We start from the raw sequence: 25,135 nt of genomic DNA on the forward strand, positions 1-25,135 counted from the left end.
CGCCCAACATCCCGCTGCTCTATGGGTTATGAAATAAGCAAGTTTCGATTGTTTGCGCATTATTTTAAGAACTCTATAAAAAAGGCCGGACAGTAATGATTGCGATTAATAGCAGCAACGAAGCCGGGATAAAATACAATCCTCCAAAAAATATATTCTGAGGGATGATGATAATGCAGCTATTTAAAATCGAATAGCTAAAAATGTGCGGGGGTTATTTTATATTCGGCAAAAATCAACGCAGGCGAATATTTTATAATAACCCCCATTGTATCCTTATTTTAAAAATGTAGATCTTTCTATTCGCGTTTTATCTCCCTCGGATAATTTAATCATATAAAGCCCGGCTAAGCTGTATTTTATCTAAAATAACTTTCCTCTCCCGGTGTGAAACGCAATTGGCTTGGTCTTTTACCGACACAAAACATCCGAGTGTTCGCCAATCAAAAAGATATCCGGTTTAATAAAGAATATAAATTAACACTTTGTATGAAATACTTGACAAGCTGCAATAGTAGAGTATTCGCCTTAGAGGAATAATTCTATGTGCAGAATAATAGCAATAATTGGCGCACGAGAACGTGCACCAACCACAAGCAATAACAGCATCCAGCAATATAGACAATAGTGAAATCTGTTAAAAATTAATCCTGATATATCGCGCCAAACCGGCAATGACTTTCACATTTCCCGCAGCTGGAGCAGTTATCAGGGTCGATAACCGCCCTGAAAAGCTCTCTGGTAATCGCATCGTATCTGCAGGCATCATTCTCTATGCAATCGCCGCAGCTATCGCATAAGGCCGGATTGATTCTGGGTTGAGCATAATCATCGGGAATGTTTTTTATAATGGCGTTATAATCGCAGGCATTTTCTTTTATACAAACGCCGCACTTATTGCATAAATCGGAATCAATATGAGGTTCATGATGGTCTTGAGGGATTTCTTTTAGAATCGCCCCATATTCGCAGGCGTTTTGATCGATACACTCGCCGCAGTTTGTGCATAACTCCTGATTAATAGTCGGCTCGTGATAATCATCGGGAATATCTTTTTCAATTGCGCCGTACTGGCAAAATTCCTGCTCGATACACTCGCCGCAATTTGTGCATAAACTTTGATTGATAGTTGGCTCGTGATAATCATCGGGAATATCTTTTTCAATTGAACCGTACTGACAGAATTCCTGCTCGATACAGTCGCCGCAATTTATGCAAAGATTTTGATTGATAACCGGCTCGTGATAATCATCGGGAATATCTTTTTCAATAGCGCCGTACTGGCAGAATTCCTGCTCGATGCAGTTGCCGCAGTTGTTGCATAGTTCGCTATTGATTCTCGGTTCCTCATAGTCCGGCGGCACATCTCTCAAAATAGCATTCGGAGGGCAAACCGGTACGCATTCACCGCAGCGGATACAACTATCGTTGTCGATTTGAACTCTCGAGGGGACTATTTTGCCCCATGGGCAGGCGGATACACATATCCCGCATCGGGTGCATAAGTCATGATTGATAACGGCTTTTCCCCCGACAATAGTAATGGCATGCTCAGGGCAGGCATCTCTGCAATATCGCGGCGTACAACCGCAGCTGTTTCGAACAAAATATTCGCTGGTGCCGTTTATATAAGATATACAATTGCCCTGATTCTGACAGACATCTATACAGTCGCCGCATCCATAACAATCAGTATAATAAACATAATAGTTTACCATCGATATCTCGATAGCATTCTGTTCGCAATTGGGCACACATTGCCCGCAGTCGCGGCAGTTGTCAATGTTGATAATGTGATTGATTACGGATATATCTATAGCATTCTGTTCGCAATTGGGCGCGCATTGCCCGCAGTCGCGGCAATTGTCGGAATTAATGATGTGATCAATAACGGAAATATCTATGGCGCTTTGTTCGCATTGAGGTACGCATTGCCCGCAGTCGCGGCAGTTGTCGGAATTAATAATGTGATCGATAACGGAAATATCAATCGCATTTTCGGGACAGACCGGCACGCATTGCCCGCAATCACGGCAGTTATCAGAATCGATAAGGAAATAGATAATCGCAATGTTAATGGCATTTTCCGGGCAGATTGGCATACAGTCGCCGCATTCGACACAGATGTTTGGGTCGATAGAGTAATATATATCGGCGATGCTAATAGCGTTTTCGGGGCAAACAGGCACACATTCGGCGCACTCGACACAATCATCTATTGTAATTGAATAATTGGACAGTTGAGGTAGGATGATGGCATCGTAAAAGCAATACTTGAGACAGTCGCCGCAGCCGATACAATTATTAGCATATATTTTATAGGTTGAGTATGGATCCAAGCCGCAGCTTGAAAGAAGAGGAATTGCCGAAACAAGCGTTCCTCCTATAGTTAAGACCGATGCCTTTTTTAGGAATTCCCTTCTATTTTGTTTTTTTGATTCATCCATATCGGCATCTCTATACAGGCCGCTAAAAAGTTGTTCTAAGTTCCAATCTTGCCAAATAAAATGGTTCATTAAATATTATAGCATTAATTCTGCTAAATATCCCTGTCAATTTAAAATAATTATAAAATCTTTTGCCTATCGCAAAATCTATTTCACTAATTTCATCATCTTTCAATTGCCCGACTGCCTGAATCTTGATATGCAGTCTAAGTTTGGAAAAGCTGTGTTTAACCGCTGCCTGATAGAGGGGAATATCAAGAGTATTCAGGCGAGCAGCTTCGCCAATAAACAGATTGCTGAAAGATGTATTAATCGAAGCGTCATCATCGATATTATATTTGCCGAAATACTTAAGAGACCAGGCTGTTCGGTTTCCCAAATTCCAAATATGTTCATTTTTCATTCTAAGATAGTAAATTAACGCTTTATTATTTTCAATTTGCTGATGAAGCAGTTCTGTTTCCAGCGTAAACGGCAAAGGCAAATCAAATTCGGCTAAAGCGCCGACATAGTATTTCGGTTTATCGATTTTGGAACCGAATTCCTCATAGAATATTAACCCCGCTTGATTAACTATGCGGTTTTTCTTCCCGGCAGTATTCTTATCCTCACCGATATTAATATCCTCAAACTCCTCAAATTCATTGAACTCGCCTGAATCCTCGAACTCGCCGAACTCACCATCAAGACTTCCTGTTTGAGAAGAATCATCTTCACTGGTTATGTCTTTTGATGCCTCTTCTTTCGGTGATGGAATCCAGCTTACTACGGCGCCGGCGAAGTTGGTTTCACCAATAGAATTGCCGAAAAATGGTAATTCCCTGCCGGGGATGATGTCATATAGATATTTAACACTGCAGAAGGTGCCGTATCTCGAATATTTTTTAGCCACCGAACCAATTTTTGCATCTATAATATAAGATTTATCGTTATGGTTGAAATTTACAGCCATCGCTCTCTCATTAACAAGAAAGTAATCGCTTAGAATCAACGACTGGAAACCGGCAGTTAAAGATGTTTTCTCAGTATAATAACGATAGAACAATTCTCTTAAGCCCAGCCTGATTTTTTTGTTTATACCTATATCATCCTGCTTGGTGCGCCAGCCCTTAAGACCGCCCTCGCCAAACAACTGATGTTTATTAAATGACAGCTCCATGCCCCCAAACGCTTGCATGTTAGAAATGGTTATATCATCCACTTTGCCGAACGATATAGTATTTTCAACCGCCCAGCGTATAGGCGCATCCTTGACAATCGGCTTTAAGTGTCCGGCCAGCCCGCTTCTGCATTCCCACTGAGCGGCGGCAAAATCAGACATGCCGAGAATCAGCAATATGAGTACAATTCTAATTCTAATGCTTACATTTTCTTTTAAGGATAACCTTATCATTATTCTCTTTGCCCTTTCTTACAAATGCCAAACCATCTTTTTTACAGGCATCAATGCAATCGCCGCAGGCAATGCACTCTTTATTATCAAGCACATTGTAATTATCTTTTCTGATTATCGCATCCATAGTACAGGTTTTACTGCATACTTTGCAGCCGCTGCAATCGCTTTTTACGCCGATTACGGAAGCGCCGGGAACTTTGCTTAGCCAGCCAAGAACTAAGCCTATCGGGCAGGCGGCTTTGCAAAAGGGGCGATAGATAAACAGCGAGCTGAGAAGCAAAAGCGCCAGAAGCAGCCAGCCGGCTAAATTTATCGACATCAGGTTAAAGGCAACTTTAAATGGATCGATTTTACTGAAAAGATAGGTTTTTGTTGTCAGAAGTTGGATTATTAAAGTCGCCAGCAGCAGCAGCCGAATTGTTTTCATTACTTTCTGAGCGCGCTCGCTTCTGAATATCTCAAACCTGCCGGGCAGAAATAAAATTTCCTGCAAGGCTCCGAGATGACAAATCCAGCCGCACCAAACCTTGCCCAAAAGATATGTTATCGGTATCAAACCGAGGAACCAGACAAGCGTTTGCCAGGGTATGTCAACACCGCTAAACCATAGAATGAGATTGCTGAAACTGGAGATTGGACAAGGGCATGCTCCCTTATAGAAGCCTAATACAGCAATTGAGGCAATTAAGAATATCCCCCTGAGGCTGCGAGTCGTTTTAAATCGAACAAGAAAACCAGCCAAAACAACAGCCGCTAAAACACCTAAAACCCAATATAAAGCCTTAGTCTTAACCTCCGATACATGCTGATTATAAAGAAGGCATGATTTTCCACTACATACGCCGGGCTGGTTGAGGTTTTCAAACTCGTCAAATTTATCAGCCCCTTTATTATCATCGAATTCCTCAAATTCGCCGAATTCATCCGAATCATCATTTTGAATGATAGTGGAATCATCAGTTGAAGTATTAGAATCATAAATATTTGAACCGGCTATTAAACCCGAACCAAGACCGAATAATCCGACTAAAAAAATGATGGCTATACTATTGACAAAAATTCCGGCGATATTTTTCATTAAGATACTGCGCAGTAGGTTATAGTTTAATAATGGTTAAGTCTCATTAGTTTTATCAGAGGAATCAGATTTTTTTATGTCTTTCGGCGTTTCGACTTTTTCCGGTTCCACAATTGGCTTCGCCTCCAATGTTATCGAGCCGAAGCCGCCTTCTTTTTCACATGTTCTGATGGCCGCAACTGAGATTTTGCCCTCTTTGTTGCCGGTAACTTCCACTTTCAGCTTTCTGCCCCATAATCCCGGCTTGAATTCTTTCCATTTTGTGCCCTGCAATATCTTAATACCGTTGGTCTCGTACTGGGTTTTGTCTATCCCCTCCGGGCATACCCGATGAGTATATTTAACGATGAGTGTTAATATTACCTCATCGCCAACCTCATACAACTCTTTTTGTTCGCCCTGCACTGAAAATTTAATATCGCAGGCGTAAATCTGGTTTATATTGACAAATAGTAAAACTGCGCCAAATATTAATATGGCTTTTAATTTATTTTGCCAGAATAGCTCTTTTATCATACCTATCCTTACTTAAACTTTATCTTTGATGTTCCATCATTTTCATAATATATAACATAAAATATGTTCGTATGGTTTAAAAATTTTATTATTTACGACCATTATTTCAATAAGTATTATAATACTAAATAAATTTCTTTTGTCAGTTGTTCAGTATAATAAATTTACCCATATATTTTCAAAACATAGCAGGTCGGGTTCTGACTCGCCGAAGGCGAGGAAAAACCCGACAATTAGTCAGCGTCAGGATGTCGTTTCTTCCAGCCTGATACATACAAAAATGTCTGTCCTGCCAATGATTGCTGCAATCACTCGCTGGTCATAATAAACAAGGGCTGCATCTCGAAACTCTTATAGTGAGGCCGCAGACGGTCTGTATTATAATGTTTTTCTACATTAACAAATTTCTTAGTAGCGGTAACAACATCAATAGGCATGTTGTCATACCGTCCGTTTTTCAAAACCACTAAGCGGCCGTGAACGCCCTTAAGGAGCAAGTCCAAAGCCAGATTGCCGTACGCCATTGGTACAATAGAATCGATGGCATCGGGATCGCCGCCGCGCACAAGGTAGCCCAGTTTTTGATGAATAACATCTATCGGTTTGCCGTTATTGAATTTTGGAGACAACTCTTTAAGCTTTTCCGAAACGAGGTTGCCGATGCCGCCCAATTTGGAATGACCGTAAGCATCTTTGGCTGTATCCTGGTAAATCATATCGCTGCCTTCAAACATGGCGCCCTCGGAGACCAAAACAACCGAGTAGCTGCTCGAATTGATTCGACGGTCGGCAACTAACAGTTCGGTTAACCTTTCCATGTTGAACTTATATTCCGGTATAACACAACGGTTTGCAGCACCAGCCATGGTCGGCAGCATAGCGGTAAAGCCGGCATAACGGCCAAAAACCTCTAAAACCAAGAATCTTTCATGCGAACCCGCGGATGTTCGCAAGCTTTGGGTCATCATTATAGTCCGGGTAACGCAGGTGCTGAAGCCTATGCAGTAATCCGTACCGGGAACATCATTATCCATAGTTTTAGGTATGGCAATCACATTGACACCTTCTCTAAATAGACGGACGCCATAGCTGAGAGTATCATCGCCGCCCATAGGGAAAAGGCAATCGATACCTAAATAATCCAGATTTTTTATAACTTCCGAAGTTAAATCATTTTTTTCATCTTTATAATCATCCTTCAGATAATCCGGGATATTTGCTTTATCAACATGGCCGGGGTGTGTGCGAGAGCTATGCAGGAACGTACCGCCGGTTCTGCCTGCTCTATTAACGATTTCTTCGGTTAGTATCTGATAATTATCGCTATTATCGGCATCCTTATCACGAATTAATTCAACTAAACCAGCCCATCCTCTACGGATACCGATTACCTTATAGCCCTCCCTGATAGCTCTGATAGTAATTGCCCTGATTGCCGGATTCAGTCCCGGAACATCTCCACCGCCGGTTAGAATCGCAATTACGCCTTTTTTATTTCTTATATTTGCCACAATAGAGCCTCCGTTTTGAACGCATTTTGAAGAATTCCTTTCACTTTCAACTTCATCTTAACCGAATATAATACAGCCATAGAGATTTAGCAAACATTCCAATCTTCGGATTGCCGGACATTTACTCATTTTCAACTCTTATGTTGTGTTAGTTCGCAGTCCGCCGCGGCATCAGGCAATTGCCGGACTCGCGATGACTATAAATACTTCTCGTTGTAAAAGATTCTACAATTTGAGTTATCGGCGGAAAGTTCGGTTTTATCACTCCAATATAAGGCAAATAGATGCTTGACATGGCGCTCTTTAATAATTACTGTTAACAAGCATGGCAAAGCAGGATAGTTATACAAGGGCAAAAAAACGGTTGTATTGGGCAAATCTACTGCATTTTTATCAGCCCCCCGACCAGGACAGGAATATTTTAGAGCGAGTGGTTAATGAATCATACCATCCGGTTTTGAGAATTTTTGAACAGATACCCTCAGCGAAAGCGATTATTAATATCCAAGCCTGTCTTATAGAATTATTGATAAAAACCGGCTTCGGAAAAATAATAACCAGAATGAAAAAACTTGCCGATTCCGGGCAAATTGAGTTTACTTTGAGTCCGCGGTTTCATCCGTTTATGCCGTTTATGCACGAAGATGAAATTGACCGTCAGGTTGCCCAATGCCTGAAAATCAGCAAGATGTATTTTGGTTTGAATTACAATCCCAAAGGTTTTTATTCGCCCGAATTAGCTTACTCACAGATTGTTTCAAAAGCCGCGGCTCGTTTTAATTGCAGATGGCTGCCTGTTGATGAGATTACTATTACTGGCAAGCTTGGGCAGCTTCCGTATGATAGATTATACATGGATAAATCGGCGGGAGGATTGCTGCTTATTCCCCGCGATAGACGAATCTCCAATGCCATAGCCAATACTATCTTTGCTAAGGACACTATTAATAACACTAATGATTTTATCAAGCTGGCAAATAATCACAAGAGGAAATTCGTATTTACCGCCAATGATGTTGAGCAATTCGGCCATCACCATAAGGGCGGGCAAACCCTGCTTCGCCTTTTATATCGCGATACGCGCTTAACCTCTACAACACTATCTGAGCTTGCAAGTCATGTTAGAAAAAAAGATTACTCGAAGCCGCGCCAGTCAGATTGGGTTGTTTCTCCTGAGGAAGTAAAGAAAAATATGAATTTTTATACTTGGAAAAACCCTTCAAATAAAATCCATAGCATATTATGGGAGCTATATAAGATAGTATATGATGAGATAAAAAATTCCGCCAAATCCGGGGATATCCTTCACAACAGGTCTCAAGATATGCTTGGCGCCGCAGCAACATCCTGCAGCTTTTTCTGGTCGTCATGCCGTCCCTGGTGGTATGGAGTATATCCCGAAAACGCCGCTACTAATATTTGCCTCGCATTGTTTTCGCTTCTCTCACCCGCGCCCAGAGTAAAGGCGAAGGCTTTTCGTCTCAGGCAAAATATCTATAATATGGTTAAGCAGTTAAACGAATCCGGCGAAGCCCGCAAGCTCCAGCAAAAATTTCTAAAATCAAATAATATCGATGCAAAGAGTTTTTTCAAGAAACACCGCCAATAATCGTCTGTTAATATATATAGACATATTCTTTGGTTGCTGACAAAAGTAGTATTGGAAAAATTTATAAGAGTAGTTAGCAGGTTAGACATTTCTGCTTGACCCGGATAGACAAGAATGCTTGTCCTGCCAACAATTTATATTATAATCGCGAATATTAGCCGCTCAAAGTTGACAATATCTGTTTTCTCTGATATTATAATAAAATGCGGAAACTTCTAACAAAAATTGAATCGTCCAACCGGCGGTATAAATTATTTGCTAAAAACGATAAAATTCTTATCGCCCTTTCGGGAGGTCCCGATTCGATAGCTCTTTTCCATCTGCTTGATTATCTGACGCCCAAATACAGTCTTTCGCTGAGCGCCGCTCATATCGACCATAGCCTGCGTCCCGAATCAGCAGAGGAAAGGCAGTTTTGTCGCCTATTATGCCGCGCTCATGGTGTAAGTTTTCACTCAAAGAAGCTGAATATCAAGACCCTGGCCAAACGCCAAAAAATGAGCCTCGAACTGACAAGCCGTCAATGCCGCTATGCTTATTTTCAGCAGTTATGCGAAAAACATGGTTATACGAAAATCGCCACCGGCCATACGGCGGATGACAGCGCCGAAACAATTATGCTGAATCTTGTTCGAGGAGCGCACTTAGCCGGTTTAGGCGGAATCCCGCCGCGGCGGGAAAATATTATCAGACCCTTAATCGAGATAAATAAATCAGCTATTCTCGATTTTCTCAAAAAGTATGGTCTTTCATGCAGATTAGATTTATCTAATCTTGAAAACGATTACAGTCGGAATATTATCAGGAATAAAGTATTCCCTGTCTTAAAAAAAATCAATCCTCAAGCTATGCGAAATATTTCTCGGGCTGGCCAGAATATCAGCGATAGTATGAAAGTTATTGAGGATAAAGTACGGGAATTATACGACCGGCATCTTGTAAGCGAGTCTAATAAGCAGATTACGCTTGATTTACGGAAGCTACCCGATTATTATAAAAGCTTGGAATCCTGGATAATTTTAAGGGCTTATTCGCTATTAACAGGCGAGTTAAGACACCCGGATTCGGAAAGATTGATGCAAGCAGCTAATCTTAGCAGAAGCGGTGCTGTCGCTTTTTTAAATGATGGAGTTATTGCTGTAAATAATTCCGGCAGGATAATTTTAAGCAGACCGCCTGTCAAGATTGTGCGTATAAGCTTAAGAAAAGGAGAGACAGTTAAGCTTGGCGAAACTGATTTGACAATAAAGTCTGAAATTTTAGATGATTTCAGCTTTGATGACATTAGAAACAACAAAGATGAGTCAACAGCTTATCTCGATAATGCTAAACTTGGCGGTTTAACTGTCAGAAGCTTGATAAAGGGCGATAGATTCAAACCGCTGGGCTTTGACGGCACAAAGAAAGCCGCGGATTATTTAAACGACAAGGGAGTTCCCGGAAAATTCAAATCAGCAATACCAATTGTGGCATCCGGCCGCGATATAGTATGGGTTGCCGGCTATGGTATAGCTGATAAAGCTAAAGTTACCCGAAAAACCAGGCAGGTACTAAAACTTAAACTATTATCAGAAAGATAACCTGATGAAAGTTCTATTCTCAAAAAGAAAATTGGCGTCTAAAGTGAAAGCTTTAGCTAAACAGATAAAAGCCGATTACAATGACAGGAATCCGGTTTTTATTGGTATTTTAAAGGGCAGTTTTATATTTATGGCTGATCTTATAAGAGAATTTGAGAAAGAATGCGAATTGGATTTCATGGCAGTAGCCAGTTACGGCATCCATCAGACAGGCTCAGGAGTTGTGCGGCTAATCAAAGATATTAATATTAATATTAAAAATCGCGAGGTTTTAATTGTTGAAGATATAATTGATACCGGACTAACATCTAATTATGTTAGGCAATACTTGGAATTAAGGAACCCTAAATCTATCGAGTTTGTTACTCTGCTTAATAAACAGGATGCGCGAAATATTGAAATTGACGTGAAATACATTGGTTTTTCGATTCCGAATAAGTTCGTTGTTGGCTATGGTCTCGATTGCGCCGAACAATATAGACAGCTGTCTTATATAGCGGAATATGAAGATAAAGATAAAGAGAGGAATGAGTGAGATATAATAAACTGAATCAAAGCAGTCCTGAAAATAATAATAAGAAGCCAAATAAACCGCCAAGCAGCGGTCCCGAATTTAAATGGCAGAAAAGCTTGCGGACTCTGGCGTTCTGGGCCGTAATATTTATGGCGGGACTGCTGTTTTATCAAGTTCTGTCCGGTGATACCCAAGGCTCTATTGAAATTACCTATTCTGAATTTATCGACCAGATAAAAGCCGGCAATGTTGTCAAGGTTACTTTTATCGAGAAAGTGATTAAGGGTGAATTCGTAGCCGAATATTCCAAGAATGTGAATGGCCGCCAGGTATCCGGCCTTAAATTCAAATCGAGGGTACCATTCGAGGACCCAAATCTTGTCGAACTGTTGGAAAAGAACAAAGTGGCAATTGAGGCGGAAACATCCCAGCATTGGGGCGGATTGCTGATAACCGCTTTGCCATGGCTGATTTTAGTATTCTGGATGATGTTCATGCTTAGGCAGATGCAGGGGGGAGGCCCAAAAGGCTTATTCTCATTCGGTAAATCGCGGGCGAAACTGCTGTCCGGCCAGCGGATTAAGGTTACCTTCGATGATGTTGCCGGAGCGGATGAAGCCAAGCAGGAATTGCAGGAGATAATCGAATTTTTAAAAGAACCTGCCAAGTTCCAGAAGCTGGGCGGTAAAATTCCCAAAGGAGCGCTGCTTTTAGGACCTCCCGGCTCTGGCAAAACCCTTTTAGCTCGAGCAATTGCCGGTGAAGCCGATGTGCCGTTTTTCTCGATGTCCGGCTCTGATTTCGTTGAGATGTTTGTCGGGGTGGGCGCCTCGAGAGTTCGCGACCTTTTTGACCAAGGCAAGAAAAATGCGCCATGCATCATTTTTATAGATGAGATAGATGCTGTGGGACGTCACCGGGGAGCCGGTTTGGGAGGCGGTCATGATGAACGCGAACAAACATTGAACCAGCTTTTAGTTGAGATGGATGGCTTTGAATCCAATGAAGGCGTAATACTTCTGGCGGCTACCAACCGCCCCGATGTTTTAGACCCTGCGCTTTTGCGTCCCGGACGATTTGACAGGCAGATCGTTGTCGACCAGCCGGATGTTAAGGGACGCGAGGGTATACTGAAGGTTCATGTTCGCAAGATTAATATCGATGATAAAGTTGATCTGAAGGTGCTGGCAAGAGGCACGCCCGGTTTATCCGGAGCCGATTTGGCAAATCTCATCAATGAAGCCGCCTTGTTAGCCGCGCGCAAAAATCATAATAAGGTTCTAACTGAAGATTTTGATGAAGCTAAAGATAAAGTGATGATGGGAACCGAACGCCGCTCTATGGTTATCACGCCCGAGGAGAAGAAAACTACCGCTTACCATGAGGCAGGACATGTGTTAGTCGGCAAGCTGATTCCCGGTTCTGACCCTATCCACAAGGTAACTATTATCCCTCGAGGTTTGGCGCTGGGCGTAACACATTACCTGCCGGTGGATGAGAAGCATAATCTATCAAAAGAATATCTTGAGATAAAGATGGTGCATCTGCTTGGCGGCCGAGTTGCGGAAAGGCTGATATTTGGCCAATTGACCACAGGCGCCGGCAATGATCTTGAACAAGCGACAGGTTTAGCCAGAAAAATGGTTTGCAACTGGGGTATGTCTGATAAAATCGGACCTCTTACTTTTGGCAAAAAAGAAGAGCATATATTTTTAGGGAAAGAACTCTCCAAACCTCGCGATTATTCCGAACAAACTGCCATGGACATAGACAGCGAGATTAAAAAAATCGTGCTTAAGGCTCAGGCTAAAGCTGAAAAACTGCTCTCAGGGAATACAGATAAACTTCATATACTGGCAGAGGCTTTGCTTGAACGTGAATGCTTAACCGGCGAAGAGATTGATGATGTTTTAAAGGAGAATGATCAAACTGAAACAATTAGCGAAGAAAAAGATTGATAAAAAAACAATAAGCAAGGGCGTCAGCTTGATTCTCGATGGATTGGGAGTTGATGCCAGCTCTGAGGGAACAAAAGATACAGCCCGACGAGTGGCTGATTTTTGCGAGCAGTTCTTTACCGGATTGCACCGCAACCCTCGTGAAAAACTGAAGCTTTACAAGGCTGAGAACCGCGATGAAATGATTATCGCGCGGGATATACACTTCTTCTCGTTTTGCGAACATCATCTGCTGCCATTTTTCGGCTTTGTTCATATAGCATATATACCGGAAAACAACACTATTGCCGGTTTTTCACGCTTGGTGGAAGTGGTAGATATTATCGCCCGAAGACCGCAAATACAAGAGCGTATGACTACCGAAATCGCCGAAGTTATCATGGATGTTTTGCATCCCAAGGGCGTTCTGGTTATAGTCGAAGCTGAACAATTTTGCTTAACAATGAGAGGTTTTGGCCAACCGGGTATTAAAACAATCAGCTCGGCGGTAAGGGGAGCTTTGCGCAAGGATGCCACCCGCGAGGAAGCTCTTGTTTTAATTAAATCTAAATAGTTTTAATGAAGGCTATTCAAATTAAATCAATGAATTTGTCCTTCGGCGATAGAATCGCCGAGAATGTTCTGCCAATTGGAAAGCGGCCCCTGATTATGGGCGTTCTGAATGTAACGCCTGATTCCTTCTCCGATGGCGGCAAATATAACGATGTTGATAAAGCGGTCGAAAGAGCATTGCTTATGGCAGAGCATGGCGCTGATATTATCGATATCGGCGGCGAATCGACTCGGCCGGGCGCAAAAAAGGTTGATGAGGATGAGGAAATCGAAAGAACTATCCCGATATTGGAAAAACTTAAAGGAAAGCTGTTTGTCCCAATCTCTATTGATACCAGAAAATCAAAGGTGGCAAGAGTTGCCTGCGAAGCCGGAGCGGCTGTAATAAATAATATTTCCGCGCTTAACGAGGATGAGGAAATAGCCTTAGTTGCGAAAGAGTATGAGACGCATTTAATACTAATGCATATGCTGGGAACGCCGGAAACTATGCAAGCGAATATTCATTATAACAACCTTATTGATGATATATCGAGTTTCCTTATCGATGCGGCTGACAAAGCTGTGAGTTATGGAATCCCGAAAGAAAAAATTATAATTGACCCGGGCATTGGGTTTGGCAAAACAGTCGAAAACAATTTCAGCATCCTAAAGAATATTCCGGCATTTAAAAAGCTTGGCTATCCGGTATTAATCGGCGCCTCGCGTAAATCTTTTATCGGTAAAATACTGGATTCACCGGTTGAGGATAGGCTTGAGGGTTCGTTAGCGGCGGCTATATATGCTGCTATTCATAGCGCTGACATAGTTAGGGTTCATGATGTGCTTTCCACGGTTAGGGCTTTAAAGATAATCGAAAAAATCGACGGAGCTGAAAAATGACTTTGTTTCACATCGGTTTTTTAGAAATTACAATCATCGACATAATAGATATTGCGCTGGTTGCCTACTTCTTCTACCGTCTCCTTCTGCTTTTACGAGGGGCGCGGTCCCTGCAGCTTCTGATAAGTCTTTTATTTTTCTTTACTGTTGGATTAGTGGCTTACTGGCTTGAATTATCGATGGTAAAATGGTTCATCTCAAATATTGCGGCGGTTGGCATAATAATAATCGTAGTAATACTTCAACCCGAATTAAGGCGTGCCTTTGCCCGGCTTGGGCAAAACAACATCTTAAGAATGCTTCTAAGAAGCGAATCGCGTAACGCTATCGATGAAATCGCCCGAGCTTTAGACAAGCTTTCTGATATGCACCATGGCGCATTAATTGTCATGGAAAATACTGTCAAGCTTTCCACCATTATCGAAAGCGGCAAGCTTTTAAACGCAACAGTATCGCAGGAGATAATCCAGAGCATTTTTACGCCCTATACGCCGCTGCATGATGGAGCTGTCATCATAAAGGGCGACCAGGTAATAGCGGCAAGCTGCACCCTGCCGCTGTCTCAAAATATCGCCTACCATCGCCTGCATGGCATGAGGCATAAAGCCGCAGTGGGTGTTACCGAGGAAACCGATGCCTTAGCTATAATCGTAAGCGAAGAAACCGGACAAATCTCCTATGCTTTTAAAGGTAAGCTTTTCCGCGATGTTCGTATTCAGGAATTAGTTTCCATAATCAAAGAAATATTTGTAAGTCAATAAGCGATGTTTGTTGATTATGCAAAAATCGAGGTCTGGTCTGGCAAGGGCGGCGATGGCCATGTTAGCTTTCACCGAGAAAAATATGTTCCCAAAGGGGGACCTGATGGCGGCGATGGCGGCAAGGGCGGAGATATACTGGCTATGGCTGATGAAAACATGTTTACGCTGCTTGATTTTAGATATAAGAAGACGTTCAAAGCCGGCAGAGGTGAAAATGGCGGCAAGGGTAAAAAAACAGGTCATGACGGCGAAGACCTTATTATTAAATTGCCAGCCGGTACGCTAATTAAGGATTGTGATACAGGCGAGCTTCTAACCGACCTGAAGCAGGATATGATGCCTGTTCTGATAGCGGCTGGCGGTAAGGGCGGCAAGGGCAATACGCACTTCAAGTCGCCAACCAACCAAACGCCGCGCAAAGCTACTCCCGGCCGCGAGGCTCAGTATAGAATATTAGAGCTGGAACTTAAATTAATTGCCGATGTTGGCTTTGTAGGACTGCCTAATGCCGGCAAATCAACTTTGCTTTCGAGAATTTCCGAAGCCAGACCCAAAGTCGCCGATTATCCGTTCACAACATTAACGCCAAATCTCGGCATTGTGAGAACCGATGACTATCGCAGTTTCGTAGCGGCTGATATTCCCGGGGTTATAGAGGGCGCGCATTTCGGTAAAGGACTTGGGCTGGAATTCCTAAGACATATTCAGCGAACGCGAGTTTTAGTCTTTCTGATTGAATGCACAACCGATGACCCGGTTGTAACATTCAACATGTTAAGAGCTGAACTCGGCTTGTTTGATGCCGGATTGCTTAACAAACCGACAATTGTTGCCGTAAATAAAATCGACCTTATGAATAAACAGGACAGGAAAAAACTCGATTCACTGCCGCCGGAGTGGCATAAAATCTCTGCTGTAACAGGTGAAAACATCGATCAACTATTATCATCTGTTGCAAAAGTAGTATATGGGGATTAGCTTGAAATCAATTGATACTAAATTTGCTCTGATGCTCTCATTAATTGACGGCATCGGACCGGTAAAATATAAAAAGATTATTCAGCATTTTCAAGATTGTAACGGTTTTATCGCGAATACCGATTCTGAGATATTTTCAGAGTGCGGTTTAAGCGATAAACAGATTTCAGTTATTAAGAATTTTAGCAGCTGGAAGAAAATAGATCAGATATTGGAAACTGCCGTAAGAATGAATATTACTATCATCTGCTATGGTCAGGATGACTACCCGGAGTATCTGTCTAATATCTATGCGCCGCCAATAGCGCTTTACATTAAGGGCAATATACAAAACATCTCAAAACCGGCAGTGGCTATTGTCGGTTCCCGCAAGCCGACAGCTTATGGCAGGTCTATGGCTCGTAAAATAAGTTCTGGTCTGGCATCGCGTGGTTTGGCTGTTGTTTCCGGGCTGGCATGGGGTATTGATGCTGAGGCGCATAAAACGGCTATCGAGGTTGGCGGTATAACCGGCGCGGTTTTTGGCAGCGGGCTGAATATCATTTATCCCGGCGACCATCGCTATCTGGCTGAGCAAATCCTCAAAGACGGTTATTGGATATCGGAATTTCCCTTCGGAACCAAGCCGGAAAGACATAATTTCCCTCGCCGCAACAGGATAATTTCGGGTTTGTCGCAAGCGGTTCTGGTTGTTGAGGCGGCTGAAAAATCAGGAGCTTTGGTTACTGCCAGCATAGCGCTGGAACAGGATAGAGATGTATTTGCCGTACCCGGACAAGCTGATAGTCCGGCCAGCGGCGGCACTATAAAACTGATTAAGCAGGGCGCATCTGTCGCTACCAGCGCCGAGGATATACTCGAATCGCTGGGCTGGGATGTGTCTCAGAAGCTGAATCAATTTGAACAAAGAACGCCGGCAGCTTATATTAAATTGGACCCGGATGAGCAGAAAATTTGCGATATTATAGGCAATGGACCGGCGCATTTCGATGAACTAGTTAGAAACCTGAATTTCACTTCATCAAAAGTTTCTACGATTTTATTAAAACTGGAATTGACAGGTCTGGTGGCAAGACAACCGGGCAACTATGTGGCAAGGATTTAATGTATGGTTTCTAAGGAAATTACTATCGTAAATAAATTGGGTTTGCATGCGCGTCCGGCGGCTTTGCTGGTCAAAACAGCCAGTAAATTCAAATCGGAAATAGTGCTAAGGAAAAAGAATCTTGAAGTGAACGGCAAGAGTATAATGGGTGTGATGATGTTAGCGGCTGAAATGGGCTCAAAATTGACAATTATAGTTCAAGGCCAAGATGAAAAAGAAGCATTGAAAGCAATGGTCAAAGTATTCGAATCAAAATTCGGCGAGGAATAAATGACATCAGGTAAAAAATCAATAATGCTTAAAGGAATTCCAGCCTCGCCAGGAATTATAGTCGGCAGGGCAGTAGTCCTCAAAAGAGATAAAATCGAAATCAAGCCAAGCCCGATAACTGCTGCTAAGATACCAAAAGAAATCGCTGATTTTAAAAGAGCCATTTCGATAGTTAAAAACAATTTGCAAAAAACTGCGGCTGCTGTTGGCAAAAGGCTCGGTCAGGATCATGCCCGAATATTCGAAGCCCAGGCGATGATAGCCGATGACATTATTATAAACTTAAAAGTTATCGAGCTAATTAAAGAAAAACAGTTGTCGGCGGCATATCTGTATTATCAACAGGTGGATGAGGTAGTTACAAAGCTGTCGCAATCATCGGATGAATATCTAAAGGAACGAATTCTGGACATCAATTCGGTTTGCACTCGTCTCCTAAGCGTTTTACAAGGCGCAAAAAAATCAGTGGTAAAGGATGTTGAGGGTCCGACAATCGTGATTGCCGGCAATCTTGCCCCCGGCGATTTGTTGGCGTTTTCAGTGCGTAAAAAAATCGGTTTTGCCATGGAGGTCGGCGGTGTTACTTCTCATACATGCTTGCTGGCCAAATCCATGAATCTGCCGGCGATAGTCGGGCTTGGCTCGAAGATTAACAGAATCAATTCCGACGATATGCTTATACTGGATGGTTTTTCTGGTAAGCTATATATTAATCCCAAACAGAATATCTTAAAAAGTTATCGCCGCCGCCTAAAATTCTTAACGGATTTAAAAAAGCAATTATCAAGATTAAAATCCAAACCTGCTGTAACTACGGATGGCCATCGAATAAAAATATTAAATAATGCCGAACTTCCCGCAGAAACATCAAAGGTCATCAAATCCGGCGCCGAGGGCATCGGCCTTTACCGCACCGAATACTTTTTCTTAGCCGGCGCGACTTTCCCAAGCTTGGATAAGCAATTTCGCGTCTATAAATCGATACTTGAAAAAATGGGCGATAATCCGGTTATCATCAGAACATTCGATTTGGGCGGCGATAAGTTTGCCGGAAATGCCGCTCAAGCTGTTGACTCGAACCCCTTCCTTGGCTGGCGGGCTATACGCTTTTGTCTCGATAATCCCGATATTTTCAAAACGCAGTTAAAGGCCTTGCTAAAAGCATCAATGTACGGCAATCTTGAGATAATGCTGCCGATGATTTCCAATCTTGATGAGCTTTTAAAGGCCAAAAAATTGATTCGCGAATGCGAGAAAGAATTGACCCAGCAAAAAATCAGGTTTAAGGAAAATGTGCCGCTTGGCGTTATGATTGAGGTGCCCTCTGCGGTTATAATGGCCGAACATTTAGCCGCCGAAGCCGATTTCTTTTCGCTCGGAACCAACGATCTCACGCAATATGTTCTGGCGGTTGATCGAACCAACCAGAAGTTAACTCGCCTGTATCAAAGCTTAAATCCGGCTGTGCTTAAGATGATACAACAGACGATTACTGTCGGGCATGATAAAGGCATTAGGGTCGGCATCTGCGGAGAGCTTGCCTCCGACCCATACGGCGTTATCCTGTTAGTAGGCTTCGGTGTGGATGAACTATCCGCTAATTATTCATCTACGGGACTGGTAAAGCAGATAGTGCGCAATATTGATAAAAAGCGCGCCGCTGAAATCGCCGAAAAAGCCTGTCAGAAAAAAACCGTTTCTCAGGTTGAGAACCTGATTAAAAATAAGATTAAAGCATATTTCCCGGATTTAATTCCCTTGATTAACTTTATCAGAGGAGCTAATCATGTTTGATATGTCGCTTAGAGAAATCGACCGAAATAACGTATATGATAGAATCGTCAATTTCTATCAACAGCTTGTTGACGGTATCGAGATTGGCCGCAATGCCAAACTTAGAGAACTTTCCCGCGGCGGATTTAGCAGCATAGTCTTAGCCGGCATGGGTGGTTCGGCTATAACCGGCAATTTGCTCAAAAGTGTTTTGCTTGATGAATTAACAATGCCGTTTGAAATACACCGGAACTATGGACTGCCCGGGCATATCGATAAAGACTCCTTGATTATATGTTCAAGTTATTCCGGCGGCACCGAGGAAACGCTGTCGGCATTTGATGCTGCCATCGAACGCGGATGTAATATCTTATCTGTTTCTACCGGCGGTAAACTGGCAGACAAAGCCAGGCAAAACAATATCCCTCTGATTAAAATCCCATCGGGCTTGATGCCTCGCGAAGCTTTGGGATTTTCATTTGCGCCGCTTTTAACGGTTTTGGGAAGAATCGGACTAACGAAAGATTATACCGCCGAATTAAAAAAATGCGCCGAGCATTTAAAAGAATGGAATAATCAATATGTATTTGAATCTGAAAATAATCCGGCTCTTGATACTGCCAAAAAGCTTGTCGGAAAAATAATCATAATCTATTCGGGTCCCGACAGGTTCGATTCGGTCGCCCTGCGCCTTAAAGGGCAAATATGCGAGAATGCCAAACAATTAGCGTTTTGCAATGTCTTTCCCGAATTCAATCATAATGAATTGGTAGGCTGGGAGCTGTCGGCATCATATACCGATAAATTTGTTGTCGTGGTTTTGCGTGATAAAGACGACCACCGGCAAATTGCCCGACGGATGGAAGCTGTTAAGGAAATACTCGACGGCAAAAATGTCGAGGTAATAGAGTTATTCTCAAAAGGCAGCAGCGCGCTTGAACGCATATTTTCGTTAATTCAGATTGCTGATTTCATATCATATTATATGGCGCTGATAAATAAAGTTGACCCGACGCCAGTAAATCTGATAGATTACCTAAAGCAGAGATTAGCTAAATAAGGGAGATGAAATGAAAGCGATAATACCGGTAGCAGGCATAGGAAGCCGTTTACGGCCGCTTACACATACAGCCCCCAAAGCGCTTTTGCATGTTGCGGGCAAACCGATACTTGGTCACATACTGGATGAACTTATTGCGTATAATATCAGGGAAATTGTATTTGTTGTCGGTTTTCTAAGTGAAAAAATTATCGAATACGTTTCAACTAATTATAAAATTAAAACCACCTTTATCGAACAGAAAGAATTAAAAGGCTTAGGCTGGGCGATTAATCTGGCCAAGGAACATATCGACGATGAACCGATACTAATTGTCCTTGGCGATACAATCATGGATTTGGATATTGAAGAAGTTTTAAAAAGCGAGTATGATGCTATCGGCACAAAGAAAGTTGACGACCCCTGCCGATTTGGTATTGCCGAAACTAAAAACGGATTCATTACAAAACTTATCGAAAAACCCGATAAACCAATCTCCAATCTTGCCATTGTAGGAATCTACAGCATTAAATCAACAATGCTGTTTCGTCAGTGTTTAGAGGAGCTTATCGCCAAGAATATTACAACTAAAGATGAATATCAGCTTACGGATGCTCTCAGCTTGATGCTTGAACACGGCTGCAAGATGACTACTTTCAATGTCGATGGCTGGTATGATTGCGGCAAAAAAGAAACCCTTCTGGAAACCAACAGATTTCTCCTTTCGCATATTAAAACCGTAAGCGATTATAAGAATGCGATTATTATACCGCCTGTCTATATTTCACCGTCAGCAAAAATATCAAACTCCGTTATCGGACCGTATGTAAGCGTCGCCGACAATGCCTCGATAGAATCAAGCGTTATCAAAGATTCTATTGTATCATCAAGCGCCGAGGTTAAAAACTGCCTTTTGGAATCATCTTTAGTGGGCAACAACTCGTTATTTGTCGGGCGCTATCATGTTTTAAATCTCGGCGATAGTTCCGAAATCGAATATTGACGTTCGTGGTTGGCATATGTCCTCGTTGAATGTTTAGGCAGTTCGTAGCATAGCGTGACCTGCCGATCCTATGATATATATGTAAAGCCAAATCAATATATTATAACGTTACAGCTTCAGTTCACGCTTCGCTGCGAACTGAAGCAACATTTAGGGATAATATGTACTAACACGCGTAGGGGCGTATTGCATGCGCCCACTCTGGTTGCCAAGCGGTGCTTGGCAACCAGAGTTGTTTGTTGCTTTATCAACAGTCTGGGGACTTATTGCATAAATCCTACTGTCTTAAAACACGTTTGTGCTTGGCAATCGCCATGTTCGTGGTTGACATACGTTCTTGCGCGCCAATTATTCGTGGTTGGCATACGTCCTCGTGTGCCAACTTAAAGATATTTACTGTTCAATTTACTGTTTAATAAATTTAAACTTGCCATGTCTGTATTTAAGTATTAAATTTGCCAAACGATAAATAATGCTATCGTTTACATATTAATGGTTAATATGTAATAAATGTCAATTTGCCGTATGATGCGGAAGATTGATATAAAACAGGAGGATGAATGGCAAAGAACAATTTCTTTTTCACCTCAGAATCGGTAACCGAAGGTCATCCCGATAAAATATGTGACCAAATTTCAGATGCCGTTTTAGATGATGTGTTAATGTATGATAAGAATGGACGCGTTGCCTGCGAAACTTTTATCACTGTCGGACTGGTGATAGTTGGCGGCGAAATCACAACTAAAACCTATGTTGATGTTCCCGACTTGGTTCGCAATCTTGTAAAGGAGATAGGATATACCGACCCTAAATACGGATTCCACTATAGATCGTGCTCAATATTAAATGCTATCGGCATGCAGTCTCCGGATATTGCTCAGGGAGTAAATACCGGCGGCGCCGGCGATCAGGGTTTGATGATTGGATTTGCCTGCGATCACACTAAAGAGCTTATGCCTTTGCCGATAATGCTGGCTCATAAATTAGCGGCAAAGCTTGCTTCTGTTCGCAAGAAAAATATACTGCCCTATCTTGGGCCTGACGGCAAATCGCAGGTAACTGTCGAATTTGAGAATGGCAGACCTAAAAGAGTGGATACTGTTTTAATATCCAGTCAGCATACCGCTGATATTCTCGATAGAACCGGCAAAAAAATTACTAATAAGGCAAAAGATGAAATAATCGAGAAAGTTGTCTTAACGACTATACCCAAAAAATATCTCGATTCAAAAACAAAGTATCTTGTGAATCCAACCGGTAAATTTGTTATCGGCGGCCCACAATCCGATACGGGCATGACCGGGCGCAAAATTATTGTCGATACCTACGGCGGCTCGGCTGCTCATGGCGGCGGCGCTTTCTCGGGCAAAGACCCCACCAAAGTCGACCGTTCCGCCTCGTATATGGCTCGCCATATCGCTAAAAACATCGTTGCCTCAGGTTTAGCAAGTGTATGCCATGTGCAGCTTGCTTATGCTATCGGTGTGGCGAAACCGGTTAGCGTTTTAGTCAACACTCGCAATTCGGGCAAGATTTCAGATTACCGCCTGACGCAGTTAGTCAAGAAGCATTTCAAATTAACGCCTAATGGAATTATTGATTATCTGAAATTAAGACGTCCGATATTCAATAAAACTGCGGCGTATGGACATTTCGGTAGAAATGAAAAAGAATTTACCTGGGAAAAAACTAATAAAGTAAAAGAATTATTAAAGGATGCTTGATTATGAAATTTCACATTAAAGATGCTAAATTAGCCAAAAAAGGGAAACTCAGAATCGAATGGGCCGAACAATTTATGCCGGTCTTGCGTCTAATCCGTCAGAGATTCAAAAAAGAAAAACCGCTAAAAGGCGTTAATATCGCTTGCTGCCTGCATGTTACTACAGAAACCGCCAATTTGATGATAACGCTTAAAGAGGGCGGAGCGATGCCTTATCTTTGCGCTTCAAATCCATTGTCAACTCAGGATGATGTTGCCGCCTCTTTAGTAAAAGATTATAAAATACCGGTGTTTGCTATCAGAGCCGAATCAAACAAGGTCTACTACAGTCATATCAATAGCTGTTTGGATGCCAACCCGCTTATAACGATGGATGACGGTGCCGACTTGGTCAGCCTGCTTCACAGCAAACGTAAAAAACAGGCGGCAAGTATCATCGGCGGTTCGGAGGAAACCACTACCGGCGTAATTCGCCTTAAAAGTATGGATAAAAAAGGCGTGCTGTTATTCCCCATGCTGGCTGTTAACGACTCCAAAACGAAGCACTTCTTCGACAACCGTTATGGCACCGGCCAGTCTACGCTTGATGGCATCATGCGGGCAACCAATATCCTTCTTGCCGGTTCAACTGTGGTTATCGCCGGTTACGGTTGGTGCGGCCGCGGTGTTGCCAACAAAGCCAGAGGAATGGGCGCCAACGTGATTGTTGCTGAGGTTGATCCCTTAAAAGCTTTAGAGGCAACAATGGATGGTTTCCGGGTTATGCCTATGGGAAAAGCCGCCTCTCTTGGCGATATGTTCATTACTCTTACCGGTGATATTAACGTAATTGCCAAACAGCATTTCCAGGTGATGAAAGACCGCGCGGTTGTCGCCAATTCAGGACATTTCAATCTCGAAATTGATATCCCGTCTTTAAAGAAGATGTCTAAAAAAGTCAGAACCGTTCGCGATAATGTAGAGGAATATACGCTTCGCAATAATAAAATAATATTTCTTTTAGGCGAGGGACGTCTAATCAACTTGGCATCGGCAGAGGGACATCCGGCTTCGGTTATGGATATGAGTTTTGCCAATCAGGCTTTAGGCGCCGAATATCTTCTCAATCATGGCAAGAACCTCGAATGCAAAGTTTATCCGGTTCCAATGAAAATAGATGACTCCATTGCCAAATTGAAACTTAAAGCGATGGGTGTTTCAATCGACCGGCTAACGCCAGAGCAGAGAGAGTATCTATCATCCTGGACGATTGGCACTTAAATAAATAGACACGTAAATTCTTAACCGCAGCTATATTTTACTGGCTGCGGTTTTTTTGTTTTGGCATAGAACTACAAATAAAACTAAACTATATTGAGCATTTAGCCCGTATTGCTCATAATAAAATTGAGGGAGTCATTGCTCCGCTATGGCGGACACCTCGGGCGGACTCGCAATGACTAATTTACACTTTGCAATATTATATGCTGGAGTTTATGAATAATCAGGGTTAGTATTTAATACACATTCCTAACCCCTCTCTATGGGGGAATAATAAAAAGAGGGCGTCCGCCATTGGCGGATACGCTCTCTTGTTAAGGAACTGGTTGCTAAATGCTGCTTAACAACCAATTACTTATTATTCAGCAAACCCTAATCATTGCCATAATAAACCCAAACTGTAAAATCGGGGATTAACCTTTATCAATACAGGCTTAATGCAATATATTTTATATCATTTCTATTATTTAGTGAAAACCTGTTTAAGGCGATTGAAATTTTACCGACAATAACTTAGAGAATAAGATTTATAAGGAGGATTTTTCATGCCTACTGGTATTGTGAAGTGGTTTAATGACAAAAAAGGGTTCGGTTTTATTCAGAGAGAAAATGATGATCAGGATGTATTTGTACATTACTCAGTAATCAAAGATGAGGGATACAAGTCTCTTATCCAGGGACAATTAGTTGAATACAACTTCATTAAAGGTCCTAAAGGCCCATTGGCGACTGACGTCAATAAATTATAATCTCAGATAAAATAACATTACATTCCAAGCAGTATAACATGCTTGTTGTATAGGTGCGATTATTACAATATTATATGAATCAAGATGTTCGTCCAAGGCATCCGCCGATGGCGAACCGGGTTGTTGACAAAGCCCGCCCCGACTGGAAAGTCGAGGCTATTAAGTTTTTATTATTAATATAATCACCTCACTACTGTCCGGCCTTTTGTCCGCCTTAGGCGGATGCTATTTCCCGATGTGGAATTGCCTTTTGTAATCATTTCCTTTTGTCTGCCTTAGGCGGATGCTATAATGATGTCATTCCCAAAACTGCCTGCGTCATTCCCAACACTGCCTGCGTCATTCCCACACTGCCTGCGTCATTCCCAATACTGCCTGCGTCATTCCCAACTTGATTGGGAATCCAGAGATTGGTCATGCTGACAGCTCCT

General features: G+C 42.3%; 21 protein-coding genes. 16 read left to right on the plus strand and 5 right to left on the minus strand.

Annotated features, from left to right (window positions below; genetic code table 11):
- Positions 1 to 644: 644 nt before the first annotated feature.
- The 5 genes from J7K40_01490 to J7K40_01510 form a co-directional block, all read right to left on the minus strand.
- A complete protein-coding gene (locus J7K40_01490; GenBank protein ID MCD6161072.1) occupies positions 645 to 2,447 on the minus strand; it encodes a 4Fe-4S binding protein in 1,803 nt (600 codons plus the stop codon).
- Positions 2,448 to 2,469: 22 nt separating this feature from the next.
- Complete coding sequence (locus tag J7K40_01495) at positions 2,470 to 3,840, minus strand: hypothetical protein (protein MCD6161073.1); 1,371 nt, start codon at positions 3,838 to 3,840, stop codon at positions 2,470 to 2,472.
- Positions 3,803 to 4,921, minus strand: coding sequence for a 4Fe-4S binding protein (locus J7K40_01500; GenBank protein MCD6161074.1), 1,119 nt, complete (start codon positions 4,919 to 4,921; stop codon positions 3,803 to 3,805). The genes J7K40_01495 and J7K40_01500 overlap by 38 nt, the downstream gene beginning before the upstream one ends.
- Positions 4,922 to 4,957: 36 nt before the next feature.
- Entirely contained in the window at positions 4,958 to 5,437 is a 480-nt protein-coding gene (locus J7K40_01505; protein ID MCD6161075.1) for a hypothetical protein, read from the minus strand.
- A 308-nt stretch (positions 5,438 to 5,745) separates the two neighbouring features.
- Positions 5,746 to 6,948 (minus strand): 6-phosphofructokinase, encoded by a 1,203-nt coding sequence (locus tag J7K40_01510; protein MCD6161076.1) that lies wholly within the window; start codon positions 6,946 to 6,948, stop codon positions 5,746 to 5,748.
- Between the two features lie 325 nt (positions 6,949 to 7,273).
- Between J7K40_01510 and J7K40_01515 the strand changes: the two genes are divergently transcribed.
- The 16 genes from J7K40_01515 (at position 7,274) to J7K40_01590 (ending at position 24,704) form a co-directional block, all read left to right on the plus strand.
- Positions 7,274 to 8,557 (plus strand): hypothetical protein, encoded by a 1,284-nt coding sequence (locus tag J7K40_01515; GenBank protein MCD6161077.1) that lies wholly within the window; start codon positions 7,274 to 7,276, stop codon positions 8,555 to 8,557.
- Between the two features lie 203 nt (positions 8,558 to 8,760).
- The gene (gene tilS / locus J7K40_01520; protein MCD6161078.1) at positions 8,761 to 10,137 is read left to right on the plus strand and encodes a tRNA lysidine(34) synthetase TilS; all 1,377 of its coding nucleotides are present in this window, start codon (positions 8,761 to 8,763) and stop codon (positions 10,135 to 10,137) included.
- Positions 10,138 to 10,141: 4 nt separating this feature from the next.
- Positions 10,142 to 10,672 carry a hypoxanthine phosphoribosyltransferase gene (gene hpt / locus J7K40_01525; GenBank protein MCD6161079.1) on the plus strand — a complete coding sequence of 177 codons (531 nt, stop codon included), beginning with the start codon at positions 10,142 to 10,144 and terminating at the stop codon, positions 10,670 to 10,672.
- Between the two features lie 128 nt (positions 10,673 to 10,800).
- Positions 10,801 to 12,609, plus strand: coding sequence for an ATP-dependent zinc metalloprotease FtsH (ftsH, locus tag J7K40_01530; protein MCD6161080.1), 1,809 nt, complete (start codon positions 10,801 to 10,803; stop codon positions 12,607 to 12,609).
- The gene (gene folE / locus J7K40_01535) at positions 12,572 to 13,162 is read left to right on the plus strand and encodes a GTP cyclohydrolase I FolE (protein ID MCD6161081.1); all 591 of its coding nucleotides are present in this window, start codon (positions 12,572 to 12,574) and stop codon (positions 13,160 to 13,162) included. The genes ftsH and folE overlap by 38 nt, the downstream gene beginning before the upstream one ends.
- Before the next feature lie 29 nt (positions 13,163 to 13,191).
- On the plus strand, positions 13,192 to 14,043 hold the full coding sequence (folP, locus tag J7K40_01540; GenBank protein MCD6161082.1) for a dihydropteroate synthase: 852 nt from the start codon (positions 13,192 to 13,194) through the stop codon (positions 14,041 to 14,043).
- Positions 14,040 to 14,804, plus strand: a complete 765-nt coding sequence (cdaA, locus tag J7K40_01545; GenBank protein ID MCD6161083.1) for a diadenylate cyclase CdaA — start codon at positions 14,040 to 14,042, stop codon at positions 14,802 to 14,804. Before folP ends, cdaA begins: the two co-directional genes overlap by 4 nt.
- 3 nt (positions 14,805 to 14,807) lie before the next feature.
- Positions 14,808 to 15,782, plus strand: a complete 975-nt coding sequence (gene obgE / locus J7K40_01550) for a GTPase ObgE (GenBank protein MCD6161084.1) — start codon at positions 14,808 to 14,810, stop codon at positions 15,780 to 15,782.
- Position 15,783: 1 nt separating this feature from the next.
- Complete coding sequence (gene dprA / locus J7K40_01555) at positions 15,784 to 16,887, plus strand: DNA-processing protein DprA (GenBank protein ID MCD6161085.1); 1,104 nt, start codon at positions 15,784 to 15,786, stop codon at positions 16,885 to 16,887.
- Between the two features lie 3 nt (positions 16,888 to 16,890).
- The gene (locus J7K40_01560) at positions 16,891 to 17,157 is read left to right on the plus strand and encodes an HPr family phosphocarrier protein (protein MCD6161086.1); all 267 of its coding nucleotides are present in this window, start codon (positions 16,891 to 16,893) and stop codon (positions 17,155 to 17,157) included.
- Positions 17,158 to 18,951, plus strand: a complete 1,794-nt coding sequence (gene ptsP, locus J7K40_01565; GenBank protein MCD6161087.1) for a phosphoenolpyruvate--protein phosphotransferase — start codon at positions 17,158 to 17,160, stop codon at positions 18,949 to 18,951. It abuts the gene before it with no gap.
- Positions 18,944 to 19,990: a bifunctional phosphoglucose/phosphomannose isomerase gene (locus J7K40_01570; protein ID MCD6161088.1), complete on the plus strand. Its 1,047-nt coding sequence runs from the start codon at positions 18,944 to 18,946 to the stop codon at positions 19,988 to 19,990. The genes ptsP and J7K40_01570 overlap by 8 nt, the downstream gene beginning before the upstream one ends.
- Before the next feature lie 10 nt (positions 19,991 to 20,000).
- The gene (locus J7K40_01575) at positions 20,001 to 20,972 is read left to right on the plus strand and encodes an NTP transferase domain-containing protein (GenBank protein ID MCD6161089.1); all 972 of its coding nucleotides are present in this window, start codon (positions 20,001 to 20,003) and stop codon (positions 20,970 to 20,972) included.
- A gap of 560 nt (positions 20,973 to 21,532) precedes the next feature.
- The gene (metK, locus tag J7K40_01580) at positions 21,533 to 22,696 is read left to right on the plus strand and encodes a methionine adenosyltransferase (GenBank protein ID MCD6161090.1); all 1,164 of its coding nucleotides are present in this window, start codon (positions 21,533 to 21,535) and stop codon (positions 22,694 to 22,696) included.
- 2 nt (positions 22,697 to 22,698) lie between these two features.
- Positions 22,699 to 23,955, plus strand: a complete 1,257-nt coding sequence (locus J7K40_01585; GenBank protein ID MCD6161091.1) for an adenosylhomocysteinase — start codon at positions 22,699 to 22,701, stop codon at positions 23,953 to 23,955.
- Positions 23,956 to 24,500: 545 nt separating this feature from the next.
- On the plus strand, positions 24,501 to 24,704 hold the full coding sequence (locus tag J7K40_01590; GenBank protein MCD6161092.1) for a cold-shock protein: 204 nt from the start codon (positions 24,501 to 24,503) through the stop codon (positions 24,702 to 24,704).
- Positions 24,705 to 25,135: the final 431 nt, after the last annotated feature.

The sequence above is a fragment of the Candidatus Zixiibacteriota bacterium genome, from assembly GCA_021159005.1.
Taxonomy (GTDB): domain Bacteria; phylum Zixibacteria; class MSB-5A5; order UBA10806; family 4484-95; genus JAGGSN01.